11 protein-coding genes are annotated in these 12,105 nt (G+C 66.3%); 9 read left to right on the top strand and 2 right to left on the bottom strand.

Annotated features, from left to right (window positions below; translation table 11 throughout):
- Positions 1-6: 6 nt before the first annotated feature.
- From trpE to B5X69_RS06660, 9 genes are all read left to right on the top strand, one after another.
- Positions 7-1,530, top strand: a complete 1,524-nt coding sequence (gene trpE / locus B5X69_RS06700) for an anthranilate synthase component I (protein ID WP_079637916.1) — start codon at positions 7-9, stop codon at positions 1,528-1,530.
- 6 nt (positions 1,531-1,536) lie between these two features.
- Positions 1,537-2,127 carry an anthranilate synthase component II gene (locus B5X69_RS06695; RefSeq protein WP_079637915.1) on the top strand — a complete coding sequence of 197 codons (591 nt, stop codon included), beginning with the start codon at positions 1,537-1,539 and terminating at the stop codon, positions 2,125-2,127.
- Entirely contained in the window at positions 2,124-3,122 is a 999-nt protein-coding gene (trpD, locus tag B5X69_RS06690; RefSeq protein WP_079637914.1) for an anthranilate phosphoribosyltransferase, read from the top strand. Before B5X69_RS06695 ends, trpD begins: the two co-directional genes overlap by 4 nt.
- Positions 3,119-3,904 (top strand): indole-3-glycerol phosphate synthase TrpC, encoded by a 786-nt coding sequence (gene trpC / locus B5X69_RS06685; protein ID WP_079637913.1) that lies wholly within the window; start codon positions 3,119-3,121, stop codon positions 3,902-3,904. Before trpD ends, trpC begins: the two co-directional genes overlap by 4 nt.
- A 176-nt stretch (positions 3,905-4,080) precedes the next feature.
- Positions 4,081-4,554 carry a cyclic pyranopterin monophosphate synthase MoaC gene (gene moaC / locus B5X69_RS06680; protein ID WP_079637912.1) on the top strand — a complete coding sequence of 158 codons (474 nt, stop codon included), beginning with the start codon at positions 4,081-4,083 and terminating at the stop codon, positions 4,552-4,554.
- Positions 4,551-5,741 (top strand): molybdopterin molybdotransferase MoeA, encoded by a 1,191-nt coding sequence (locus tag B5X69_RS06675; protein ID WP_079637911.1) that lies wholly within the window; start codon positions 4,551-4,553, stop codon positions 5,739-5,741. Before moaC ends, B5X69_RS06675 begins: the two co-directional genes overlap by 4 nt.
- A 65-nt stretch (positions 5,742-5,806) precedes the next feature.
- Positions 5,807-6,484, top strand: a complete 678-nt coding sequence (gene lexA, locus B5X69_RS06670; RefSeq protein WP_079637910.1) for a transcriptional repressor LexA — start codon at positions 5,807-5,809, stop codon at positions 6,482-6,484.
- 338 nt (positions 6,485-6,822) lie between these two features.
- Positions 6,823-8,277 (top strand): glutamate--tRNA ligase, encoded by a 1,455-nt coding sequence (gene gltX, locus B5X69_RS06665; RefSeq protein WP_425441507.1) that lies wholly within the window; start codon positions 6,823-6,825, stop codon positions 8,275-8,277.
- Positions 8,278-8,314: 37 nt separating this feature from the next.
- Positions 8,315-9,601 (top strand): citrate synthase, encoded by a 1,287-nt coding sequence (locus B5X69_RS06660; protein ID WP_079637908.1) that lies wholly within the window; start codon positions 8,315-8,317, stop codon positions 9,599-9,601.
- A gap of 110 nt (positions 9,602-9,711) precedes the next feature.
- Here B5X69_RS06660 and B5X69_RS06655 read toward each other — a convergent pair whose 3' ends face one another.
- Together B5X69_RS06655 and B5X69_RS06650 are read right to left on the bottom strand one after the other, a co-directional pair.
- The gene (locus tag B5X69_RS06655) at positions 9,712-11,088 is read right to left on the bottom strand and encodes a sensor histidine kinase (protein ID WP_079637907.1); all 1,377 of its coding nucleotides are present in this window, start codon (positions 11,086-11,088) and stop codon (positions 9,712-9,714) included.
- Positions 11,085-12,068: a hypothetical protein gene (locus B5X69_RS06650; RefSeq protein ID WP_176141529.1), complete on the bottom strand. Its 984-nt coding sequence runs from the start codon at positions 12,066-12,068 to the stop codon at positions 11,085-11,087. The genes B5X69_RS06655 and B5X69_RS06650 overlap by 4 nt, the downstream gene beginning before the upstream one ends.
- Positions 12,069-12,105 lie beyond the last annotated feature (37 nt).

Genomic DNA, 12,105 nt, shown 5'->3' with positions numbered 1-12,105 from the left:
CCGGGGATGACGGCGCTCGAAGGCAGGGCCGCGGCGCTCGAGGCGCTGGCGCAGGGACGCGGCGCGGTGATCTGGCAGCGCCTGATCGCCGACGTCGAGACGCCGGTGTCGGCGGCGCTCAAGCTGATCGAGGCGGGGCGCGGCGACTGGGTGCTCGAATCGGTCGAAAGCGGCGAGACGCGCGGGCGTTACAGCCTGCTCGGCCTCGATCCCGACCTGATGTTCGAAGTTCATGGCAACGCTGCGCGGATCAATCGCGACTGGCGCCACGACAAGGCGGCGTTCGTGCCCTTTGGGGTCCCCGCTCTCCAGGCGCTGCGCGATCTTGTGGCCGAATGCCGCTTCGACGTGCCTGACGGCCTGCCCAAGGCGCTCGCGACGCTCGTTGGCTTCTTCGCCTATGAAACCATCGGTCTCGTCGAAGATCGAGTGCCGCGCGCGCCCGGCGCCGGGCTTGAACTTCCGGACATGATTTTCGTGCGAGCGACAACGATCCTCGTGTTCGACCGCCTCGCTGACGAATTGTTCCTGATCGCGCCGATCTGGCCCGATGCGAGCGCGCCGATCGACCGGATGATCGACGCAGCGCAGGACCGGCTCGAAGACATCGCTGCGCGGCTTGCGACCCAGAGCGCGCAAACCCCGGGTGCGACTACCCGCGCTGAGCCCGACGCGATCGTCCGGAACGCTGCTACGACACCCGAGCGCTTTGCCGAAATGGTCCGCACGGCGAAGGATTATATTGCCGCGGGCGACATTTTTCAGGTGGTACTCTCGCAGCGCTTTTCGACGCCGTTCGACCTGCCGCCTTTCGACCTCTATCGGGCGCTGCGCCGGATCAATCCCTCCCCTTTTCTCTATTTCCTCGACCTTCCCGGTTTCGCGCTGATCGGCTCTTCGCCCGAGATTCTCGTTCGCGTCCGCGACGGCGAGATCACCATTCGCCCCATCGCGGGCACCCGCCCGCGCGGGCGCACCAGTGCTGAGGATGTCGAGAACCGCGAAAGTCTGCTCGCCGATCCCAAGGAGCGCGCCGAGCACCTGATGCTGCTCGATCTTGGCCGCAACGACGTCGGCCGCGCCGCCGAAGGGGGAAGCGTCACCGTTACCGACAGCTACACGGTCGAATATTACAGCCACGTCATGCACATCGTGTCGAACGTCATCGGCCGCCTCGCACCCGGCAAGGATGCGATCGACGCGCTCTTTGCGGGCTTCCCGGCAGGGACGGTCAGCGGCGCGCCGAAGGTCCGCGCGTGCCAGATCATCGCCGAGCTCGAAGCCGACGCGCGTGGGCCCTATGCGGGCGGCGTCGGCTATTTCGCTCCGGATGGCAATATGGACAGCTGCATCGTGCTGCGCACGGCGATCGTCAAGGACGGCGAAATGCATGTCCAGGCGGGCGCGGGCATCGTCGCCGACAGCGACCCTGCATATGAACAGCGCGAGTGCGAGGCCAAGGCAGGGGCGCTCTTCGCCGCTGCGCGCGAGGCGGTGCGGCTTGCAGGCACCCCAGGTTACGGGCAGTAGGGCGGCATGATCCTCGTCATCGACAATTACGACAGCTTCACGTTCAATCTCGTCCATTATCTGGTCGAGCTCGGCGCCGGCGTGCGGGTCGAGCGCAATGACGCGCTAAGTGCGGCTGAGGCGATGGCGAGCGGGGCAGATGCTGTCCTCATCTCGCCAGGTCCTTGCACCCCCAACGAGGCCGGGATCAGTCTCGAACTCGTCGCCGCCTGCGCCGAGGCGAAGCGGCCGCTGCTCGGCGTTTGCCTCGGACATCAGGCAATTGGCCAGCATTTCGGGGGCATCGTCCAGCGGGGCCATTTGATGCACGGCAAGACCTCGCCCGTCTGTCACGACGGGACCGGGCTTTTCGTCAACCTTCCCTCGCCGCTCACCGCGACGCGCTACCACAGTCTCGAGGTTGTCGAGATTCCGCCCGTTCTCGCCGTCAACGCGACCAGCGATGATGGCGCGGTCATGGGCTTTCGCCACGTTGAGCTGCCTATCCACGGCGTCCAGTTCCACCCTGAAAGCATCGCAACCGAACACGGCCACGCAATGCTCGCCAATTTCCTCCGGATCGCCGGATTACCCGTCGCCGAGCGGCAGGCGGCATGAACCGCTTCGGCCCATTCCCCGACCCCGGCGCGCTTCTCGGTCCTGACGAGGCGGCACATGCATTCGAGACGATGCTCGACGGCGGCGGCCGCGACGAAGAGGTTGCCGCCTTCCTCGCGGCCCTTTCCGAGCGCGGCGAAACGATGGTCGAGATCGCTGCGGCGGCGCAGGCGATGCGCGAGCGGATGATCCCGATCGAGGCCCCCGAAGGCGCGATCGACGTCTGCGGAACAGGCGGCGATGGCCATCACACGCTCAACGTTTCGACGGCCGTGTCGATCGTCGTTGCGGCGTGCGAGGTTCCTGTTGCCAAACATGGGAATCGGGCCGCGTCTTCGAAGGCCGGCGCCGCCGATACGCTGGAAGCGCTCGGTCTCGACCTCACGCGCGCGAGCGAGATGGCGGCGGCGCAGCTTGCCGATCTTGGGATCTGCTTTCTCTTCGCTGCGCACCATCATCCGGCGATGAAGCGCATCATGCCGATCCGCAAGGCGCTCGGCCGGCGCACCATTTTCAACCTGATGGGGCCGCTCGCCAATCCGGCCCGCGTCCGGCGTCAGCTCATCGGCATCGCGCGCCCAGCTTATGTCCCCGTTTATGCCGAGGCGATCCACCAACTTGGTACCGATCATTCGCGCGTGATCTCGGGCGACGAAGGTCTCGACGAACTGTCGCTCGCGGGCGGCAACGAGGTCGCGGTCATCACCGCAGAAGGGGTGCGGATGCAGCGCAGCGCGGCCGCCGACGCGGGCCTGCCCACGCACCCCATTTCGGCCATTCGGGGCGGCGATGCGGCCTATAATGCGAAGGCGCTCCGGGCGCTTTTGATGGGCGAGCATAGCGCCTACCGCGACGCCGTCCTCTACAATGCAGCCGAAGCCCTCGTCGTCGCAGGCCACGCGGAAACCCTCATGGACGGGGTGGAGGAAGCCGCCGAGGCGATCGACAAAGGCCTCGCCAACGCGCTGCTCAACTGCTGGATCGCCTATAAATGAACAGATTGACCGAAATTCTCGCGACCAAGGCGGTCGAAGTCGCCGAGCGGCGCAAGTCGCGATCCATCGCCGCGCTCGACGCCGTCGACGGCGGCGCGGTGCGCGGTTTTGCCGCAGCGCTCGAGACAAGGATCGCCGCGGGCGGCTTCGGCCTCATTGCAGAAATCAAGAAAGCTTCGCCATCCAAAGGATTGATTCGCGAGGATTTCAATCCTGCCGAGCACGCACGTTCCTATCAAGCAGGCGGCGCGGCGTGCCTTTCGGTTCTAACCGATGCGCCCTATTTTCAAGGGCATGAGGAATATCTGATCGCCGCGCGCACGGCGTGCAGCCTACCGGTGCTGCGCAAGGATTTCACGATCGACCCCTGGCAGGTCGCCGAAGCGCGCTCGATCGGCGCCGACGCGGTTCTGATCATCGTCGCCGCGCTCGACGACGGCGTGATGCGCGAGATCGAGGCGGCCGCCCTCGAACGCGGCATGGACGTGCTCGTCGAGGTTCACGACGAGGCCGAACTCGAACGTGCACTCACCCAGCTCGATTCGCGCCTGATCGGGGTCAACAACCGTGACCTTCGTACCTTCGAGACCGACCTTGGCGTCACCGAGCGCCTCGCAAAACTCGTGCCGGCGGGAACCCTCCTCGTCGGCGAGAGCGGCATTGGGGCGCACGCCGATTGCGCACGGCTCGCGGCGAGCGGCGTCCATGCCTTTCTCGTGGGAGAAAGCCTGATGCGCCAAAGCGACGTCACCGCCGCGACGAAAGCGTTGCTCGAGGGATAGGGCGCGCCGCCGCCTGCGCCAGCGGGGCGAGCTCCTGCGAGGTGCGATCCGGTAGCGACCTGCGAGCAAACAGGGCAGCGCTCCGATCAGGAGACGTGGATTCGCGCGCCCCCGCGCCGGCGGATCACCGCTCCCCCCTTGCCTTTTGTGCCCTGCATTGCTTCGCTTGGCCCGCGATGACAGACAAACCGACTCACCTCGACGAAACGGGCGCGGCGCATATGGTGGACGTGGGCGCCAAGCCGGCGACCGAGCGGCGCGCGGTTGCAGGAGGGCGGATCCGCATGGCGGAAGCGGCGCTTGCGGCCATCCGTACCGGGAACATGCCCAAGGGTGATGTGCTTTCGACCGCCCGGATCGCCGGGATCATGGCAGCAAAGCGCACGGCGGATCTTATTCCTCTTTGTCATCCGCTCGCGCTCACCAGGGTGACGGTGGAGTTTGCCTGGGATGCGGGCGGCATCTCGGTCCGCGCGAGTGCCGCGACAACCGGTCCCACCGGGGTCGAGATGGAGGCCCTCACCGCCGCCTCGGTCGCCCTTCTCACCCTCTACGATATGGCCAAGGCGCTCGACCGGGCCATGGTGCTCGAGGACATCCGTCTCCTGGAGAAGAGCGGCGGTCGCTCGGGCGACTGGCGCGCCGAATGAAACGGCTTTTGAACGTCGAGGAAGCGCAGGCACGAATCCTAGCGCTCGCCGCGCCGCTCGCGCCCGAAAATACGCCCTTTGTGGAGGCACTCGACCGCTATCTTTCACAAGATATCACAGCGCTTCGCGATCAGCCCGCCGCCGCGCTATCGGCGATGGACGGCTATGCAATACGCTTCGAGGATCTCCCGGGGCCATGGTCGATCACGGGCGAGGTTGCTGCAGGCACGATGCCGACGCGCACGCTCAGCGCGGGTGAGGCGATGCGCATCTTCACCGGCGCCATGCTTCCCGGCGGCGCCGATACCGTTGTGGTACAAGAGGATGTCGCCGCAGCGGGCGCGGCCCTAGTGCTGACCGGCGACGGCCCGGCGGCGCGCGGAAAACATGTGCGCGCGCGCGCGGGCGACTTTGCAGCGGGGGCGCGCCTGCTTGCCGCCGGGACGCGGCTTACGCCCGGCGCGATCGCGGCGGCGATCATGGCGGGCGCACCTGCTGCGCCGGTGCGCCGCCGCCCCCGCGTTGCCATTCTGGCCACCGGGGACGAACTCGTCCCGCCGGGGCATCCGCTCGGCGTGGGTCAGATCCCCGATAGCAATGGCGCGATGCTCGCAGCGATGCTCCAGGATGAGGCCGCCGAAGTGAGTTTGCCCCTCCACGCACGCGACGATCGCGCAGTGATCGGGGATGTGCTGCGCGAACTTTCGCGGCATCATGACATCATCGTGACGATAGGGGGGGCGTCGGTGGGCGATCATGACCATATTCAAGACGCGATCGCCGACGCGGGAGGATCTGTTGATTTCTGGAAGGTCGCGATGCGACCCGGCAAGCCGCTGATCGCGGGGACGATCGGCACGGCCGCTTTGCTCGGACTGCCTGGAAACCCCGCGTCCGCCTTCGTCACCGCAACGCTGTTCCTCCTCCCTCTTGTCCGCCATCTCGCGGGTGCGCGCGCGCCGCTCCCGCTCATCCGCCAGGCGCCGCTCGCCGCGCCGCTCGCCGCGGGCGGCGAGCGGCGAGACTATCTGCGCGCCAGCCTCGATGCCAGCGGCCTCACCCCCTTGGCCTCACAGGACAGCGGCCAGACCGTTCCGCTCGCCCAGGCCAATGCGCTCGTGATCCGCGAGGCGCGCGCGCCCGCGCGCGCACCGGGCGAGCGCGCGGACTATATCGCGATTGCTTGACAAGTTCCGCTCTGTTCCACTATCGTTCTCCATATGTCCAGCGCGCCCCTTATGGAGATCGAGTGATGTTGACCCCCAAGCAGCACGAACTGCTCCACTTCATCCAGCAAAGGCTCGATGCCAGCGGCATTTCGCCCTCCTTTGAAGAGATGAAGGAAGCGCTCGGCCTCAAATCGAAGTCGGGCATACATCGCTTGATAAGCGCCCTTGAAGAAAGGGGGTTTCTGCGCCGCCTTCCGAACCGCGCGCGGGCGCTGGAGGTCTTGAAGCTTCCCGAAGCTGCAAGAGCGAAGGCGCCGGACGACCATAATGTGCTGCCGCTGCGCAAGCCTGCAGCGGTGCGGCCGATCGCCGCGAACGACATCATCGAAGTTCCGCTTCACGGCCGTATCGCAGCGGGCGTACCGATTGAGGCCTTCGAGGATCACAACCAGCTTTCGGTTCCAGCCGCGCTTCTGGGTTCGGGTGAACATTATGCACTCGAGGTTTCGGGCGACTCCATGATCGAGGCGGGCATTCTCGACGGCGATTATGCGCTGATCCAGAAGGCCAATACTGCGCGCGAAGGCGACATTGTCGTCGCGCTTGTCGACGGGCAGGACGCGACGCTCAAATATTTCCGCCGTGAAGGCCGCATGATCCGGCTCGACCCTGCGAACAGCGCCTACGAGCCGCAGCGCTACGAGGCCGAGCGCGTCATGGTTCAAGGGCGACTATCCGGATTGCTGCGCCGCTACCACTGAGCTTGAACAGACGCCGCTATCGATTGAGCGCGGCGTCGCTTCGGTGTCCAGCGGGACACCGCACCGTCAGATCGGACGAGCAGGTCGCACGGCGCCGCCCCCGATCGCGGGCAGCGGGGCCCCTTCAGGGCCGGCGGTCCCCGGCGCGACCGGTTGCAAGAGCGCAGGTCCCCATCCTCGCGTCACGCCTCGCTGCGATTGCGTGCCCCCGCCGCCCCGCCCTTTGCGCGCCGCTGGCGCGAATGGGCGTTTGAAGCGGCCATGTCGCCATGCTAGGGGCACCCCCGATCCGTCCCGGCCCCCGCCGGAGCGCGGCAAAACGAGTGAAAGACTTCGTGGTGGCAACCCCAGACCAGAGCGATTTGACCGAAGCGACCGACAGTGCCGTGGTGACCCGCTTCGCCCCCTCTCCCACCGGCTTCCTGCATATTGGCGGCGCGCGTACCGCGCTCTTCAACTGGCTGTTTGCGCGCCATCACGGCGGCAAATTCCTGTTGCGGATCGAAGACACCGACCGGGTACGTTCGACCGAGGCCGCGATCGAGGCGATTCTCGATGGCATGAAGTGGCTCGACCTCGATTGGGATGGCGAGGCGGTTTATCAATTTGCGCGCGCAAGCCGGCACGCCGAGGTCGCGCACGATCTGCTGGCGCGCGGGGAGGCCTATCGCTGCTATCTCACACAGGACGAGCTTGCCGCCATGCGCGCTGAGGCGCAGGAAAAGCGCGTTCCCTTCCGCGTGCGCAGCCCGTGGCGCGATCGGGATAACGGCGATCCTGAAGCGCCGCACGTCATCCGCCTGCGCGCTCCCCAGGAAGGCTCGGCGACCATCCATGACCGCGTCCAGGGCGAAGTGACGGTGCAGAATGCCGAACTCGACGACTTCATCCTGCTCCGTTCGGACGGAACGCCAACCTATATGCTCAGCGTCGTCGTCGACGATAATGACATGGGGGTGACGCACATCATTCGCGGCGACGATCATCTCAATAACGCGTTTCGCCAGTCGGCGCTGATCCGCGCGATGAACTGGCGCGAGCCCGTTTACGCGCATGTTCCGCTCATCCACGGGGCCGATGGTGCGAAGCTTTCGAAGCGCCACGGCGCGCTGGGGGTCGATGCCTATCGGGACGAGATGGGCTATCTGCCCGAGGCCGTAAACAATTACCTGCTGCGCCTCGGCTGGGGGCATGGCGATCATGAGATCATCAGCCGCGCGCAGGCGATCGAATGGTTCGATCTTGCCAATGTTGGCCGCTCGCCGTCGCGCTTCGACTTCAAGAAGCTCGAGAATCTGAACGGGCATTATATCCGCGAGGCCGACGATTCACGGCTCGCCGGCCTCGTCGCGCCGCGCGTCGAAGCGCTGGTCGACCGGCCGCTTGACGATATGGACCGCGCGCTTCTCGCCCGCGCGATGGGCGCGCTCAAGCCGCGCGCCAAGACGCTGGGCGAGATCGCCGAGGGCGCCGTCTTCCTGTTCCTGCCTGATCGACTGGAGTTGGACGAGAAAGCTGCTCAGTTGCTGCGCGATGCGCCCCCGGGTCTCCTTGCGGACGTGACCGAGCGGCTCAGAGGTCTGCCCGACTGGACCAGCGAGAGCATCGAGGAGGCGGTTCGCGAGACGGCCGAAGCGGCCGAGCTCGGGCTCGGCAAGCTTGCCCAGCCGCTGCGCGCCGCGCTGACCGGCCGCGCGGTGTCGCCGGGGATTTTCGACGTGCTGCTGCTGCTTGGCCGCGACGCCAGCCTGGCGCGACTTGACGCAGCGCACAATTTTCCGGCAGGGGCGTAGCCACCTTGGCTTTGGCCCTCCATACAGGGGAAGAGATATGACCGAAACAACTGCCAAAATCACCCTGGGAGACAAGAGCGTCGAGAGCCCGATTCTGTCGGGAACCGTAGGCCCCGATGTCGTCGACATCCGCAAATTCTATGGCCAGACCGGCGCCTTCACCTATGATCCCGGCTTCACCTCGACCGCGAGCTGCGAGTCGAAACTGACCTACATCGACGGCGACGAAGGCGTACTGCTCCACCGTGGCTACCCGATCGGCGAACTCGCCGAGCATTCGAGCTTCATGGAAGTCGCCTATCTGCTGCTGAACGGCGAATTGCCGAGCGCTGACGAGCTCACCCGGTTCGACAACACCATCACCCGCCACACGATGGTCCATGAGCAGCTTGCAACCTTCTACCGCGGCTTCCGCCGCGACGCGCACCCGATGGCGATCCTCTGCGGCGTCGTTGGTGCGCTGAGCGCCTTTTATCACGACTCGACCGATATCAACGATCCGCACCAGCGCATGATTGCCAGCCACAGGCTGATTGCGAAGATGCCGACGATTGCCGCGATGGCGTATAAATATTCGGTCGGTCAGCCCTTCGTCTATCCGCGCAACGACCTTGGCTATACGCATAATTTCCTGCGCATGACCTTCGGTGTTCCTGCCGAGGAATATCAGGTTGATCCCGCCGTCGTGCGCGCCCTTGACCGCATCTTCATCCTCCACGCCGACCATGAACAGAATGCGTCAACCTCGACGGTCCGCCTTGCCGGTTCCTCGGGCGCCAACCCCTTTGCCTGCATCGCAGCAGGCATCGCCTGTCTGTGGGGTCCGGCGCATGGCGGCGCCAACGAAGCCGCGCTCAACATGCTGCGCGAGATCGGGCGCCCCGAGCGCATCCCCGAATATATCGCGCGCGCGAAGGACAAGGATGATCCGTTCCGCCTGATGGGCTTCGGACACCGCGTCTACAAGAATTACGACCCGCGCGCGACCGTGATGCAGAAGACGGTGCGCGAGGTGTTCGCCGCGCTCCAGGTCAACGATCCCATGTTCGACGTGGCCCTGCAGCTTGAGGAAATGGCGCTCAACGATGATTATTTCATCGAGAAGAAGCTGTTCCCGAACGTCGACTTTTATTCGGGCGTCATTCTCTCGGCGATCGGCTTCCCGACGACGATGTTCACCGTCCTCTTCGCGCTCGCCCGCACCGTTGGTTGGGTCGCCCAGTGGAACGAGATGATTTCCGACCCCGCGCAGAAGATCGGCCGTCCGCGCCAGCTTTACACGGGCCCGGTGCAGCGAAGCTACGTGCCGGTGGAGAAGCGCTGAGCGCAAAAGCTTCGCAATGGCGAAAGGAGTGGGGCTGCGCCGAGGCGCGGCCCTTTCTTTTTGGGGCGAGGTCGTTCGAGGCCATTCGAAAGGCGCCTAAAGGAGGAGCCTTATTCCCCCTCGCGCGCGGGAAGACTGAGCGTGAAGCGCGCGCCCTGTCCCGGCGCGCTGTCGACCGTGAGATCGCCATCCATTGCGCGAGCGAGCCGCCGGGCGATGTAGAGGCCAAGCCCTGACCCGCCGCTGTCGGTGCGGCCGAGGCGCTCGAACTTCTCGAACACCACCGCTTGCTGCTCGGCCGAAATCCCCTGACCCTGGTCGGCGACGGTCACCGTTGCACGGTCACCATCGCGGTCGACGCGGATCCAGATCAGCGAGTTTTCGGGCGAATAGCGGATCGCATTGCCAAGAAGGTTCAGCAGCACCTGGAGGACGCGGCGAAATTCGCCATAGGCGGGCGCCTGGTCGTCGGTGCGCGGCGCGTCGATACGGATTGCCTTTTCCTCCGCCTTCATCCCAAGCAGCCCGACGGCCCGCCGCGCAAGATCGCCAAGGTCGATCTCGTCGCGCGCGGCTTTGAAGCCCGGACGCTCGATATTCTGAAGGTCGGCAAGATCGTCGACGAGGCCGAGAAGATGCCGTCCGGCATGCGCGATATCGCCGGCGTAGCGCGCATAATCGGCCCGGATCGGGCCGTCGAACTGTCCCGAAATCGTCTCGGCGGTGGCGATGATCCGGCTGAGCGGTCCCCGCAGCGCGCCATCGATCCGCCGCCCGAACTGGGGGTCTGAAAGCGGCAGCGACCCGAAGACCGGGTCTGTGGGCGAGCGCAGCGGTGGCTCGTCGCCTGGCACCCCGGCGGCAGCCGCAATCCCGCGAAAGCCGGTAAATCCGCCTGCCGCATCGAAGGTCGGATCGCCCGAGAGCATGGTGGTCGTCCGCTCTCCCGCTGCACCGAAGCGCGCCGACTGGTCCTTGAACGATGTCTGACGCGCGAGCGCGCGGAGCACCGGGAAATGCCCGTCGCCGTCCGGTTGCAACTCGAAAAGTTCCGACAAAGACCGGCCTTCCCAATCCTCTGGGATCGCCCCGGCCTCGGCGCCCGGACGCAGCGCAATCAGGCGGAGGCGCGCGTCGCATTCCCAGCTCCACCCATCGGCCGCAACCGGCAGATCGATCTCGACCGGCGCCTGTGACGGCGCGACCGGGCGCGTGCGCCAATCGCTGATTTCGAGGCTTGCGCCCTCGGCATCGGGAATGATGCGCACGAGCGCGAAGACGTCGCTGTGATCGTCGGCGGCATAGAGCGGACGGCTGATCTCGCGCTGGAGTCGCTGGGCGAGCGCGGCGAGCCGCGCTAGATGGGGAAGCGCAAGCGGCGTCTCGAGCCCCCCTCCCGCGCGCTGCTGCAGGCGCAGCAGCGGCGGGTCGGCGCTGATGAGCGCACCTGCCCGGTCGATCCGGCCGCAGACAATGGGCGCGATCATGTCCCACCCTCCGCCGGCGGCGCGGCGCCCCCTGCACGCGCGGTGAGAAGGGCCGCATAATCTTCGTCGGGCGCAGCGCTGCCCGAAATCGTGCGGCAAGGCAGCAGCGAAAGCGACGCCTCGAGCGGTGCAATCGCCGCGCGGTCGATCCGAAGCGGTGCAAGCAGCGACGGCAGCGCCGCGGTTTCGGCGGTAAGCAGCCTCAGCGCCATCGCGCTGTAACGCTGACGGTGCGCGGCCGCAGCGAGCGCGATGAGCGCAGGCCAGTCATGCCGTGCTATCGCGTGCGCCGCGGTTTCGGCGAGCGCGCCTTCGGCTTCGAGCGCGCGGTGCCAGCCAGCCGCGGCGGCATCGATACCGGTCTCTCTTGCTTGCTGTGCAAGCGCGTTCCGCACCGCGTCGCCGAGCCGCGCCGCGTCGGCTTGCGCGCTTCCCAGCTCGACCAGCCGCCAGGCAGCGATATCGAGGAGCAGCGCGCGAAAAAGGTCGGTGTCGAGATCAGCAACCGCGATGCAGGGATTGCCGAGAGCATCGGCGCGGCGCCGGTCGGCGATCTGCAACGCGAGATAGAAACGGTTCGCGTCGCTCATTGGCGCGTCGGCGGCGGGAATGTCGCCCTCCCCGGCTGCGCCTGCAACCTCATCGGGCAGGGGAACCAGCGGCGGCGCCGCACGCTGCGCCGATTGCTCGCGCCAGCGATGCTCCTCGCCGCGCGCAAAACAGGGGGCGGCGAGGCGCTCTGCTCCCGGTATCCCGCCTCTGATCCAATCGTCCCACAATGCTGCAGGGTCGATGCCCTCATCGAGACGGGATGCCACGTCGACAATGAGGCGGCGCGCGATGCCGAGCGCCAGCGCTCGCTGCTCCTCGGTCAGCCGCTCCGCACCTGGTGCAGCAAGATAGTCCGCCATTTCCCGAAGGCGCGCCGACAGGGTCGGCGACGGCAGCTCGATACCGGGCGAGGCGAAGGAATCACGCATGGATGATCGCCAATAGCAGAATGGCGTTAACGCGCTC

The organism is Sphingopyxis flava (genome assembly GCF_900168005.1).
Lineage (GTDB): Bacteria > Pseudomonadota > Alphaproteobacteria > Sphingomonadales > Sphingomonadaceae > Sphingopyxis > Sphingopyxis flava.
Note: the sequence above shows the minus strand (reverse complement) of the source record. Positions and strands in the feature narration are given on the sequence as shown.

Excerpts from the sequence above, each read along its gene's own strand:
- trpD (WP_079637914.1), top strand. The coding sequence starts at position 2,124 with ATGAACCGCTTCGGCCCATTCCCCGACCCCGGCGCGCTTCTCGGTCCT.
- trpC (WP_079637913.1), top strand. The coding sequence starts at position 3,119 with ATGAACAGATTGACCGAAATTCTCGCGACCAAGGCGGTCGAAGTCGCC.
- lexA (WP_079637910.1), top strand. The coding sequence starts at position 5,807 with ATGTTGACCCCCAAGCAGCACGAACTGCTCCACTTCATCCAGCAAAGG.
- trpE (WP_079637916.1), top strand. The coding sequence starts at position 7 with ATGACGGCGCTCGAAGGCAGGGCCGCGGCGCTCGAGGCGCTGGCGCAG.
- B5X69_RS06650 (WP_176141529.1), bottom strand. The coding sequence starts at position 12,068 with ATGCGTGATTCCTTCGCCTCGCCCGGTATCGAGCTGCCGTCGCCGACC.
- B5X69_RS06655 (WP_079637907.1), bottom strand. The coding sequence starts at position 11,088 with ATGATCGCGCCCATTGTCTGCGGCCGGATCGACCGGGCAGGTGCGCTC.
- B5X69_RS06675 (WP_079637911.1), top strand. The coding sequence starts at position 4,551 with ATGAAACGGCTTTTGAACGTCGAGGAAGCGCAGGCACGAATCCTAGCG.
- B5X69_RS06660 (WP_079637908.1), top strand. The coding sequence starts at position 8,315 with ATGACCGAAACAACTGCCAAAATCACCCTGGGAGACAAGAGCGTCGAG.
- moaC (WP_079637912.1), top strand. The coding sequence starts at position 4,081 with ATGACAGACAAACCGACTCACCTCGACGAAACGGGCGCGGCGCATATG.
- B5X69_RS06695 (WP_079637915.1), top strand. The coding sequence starts at position 1,537 with ATGATCCTCGTCATCGACAATTACGACAGCTTCACGTTCAATCTCGTC.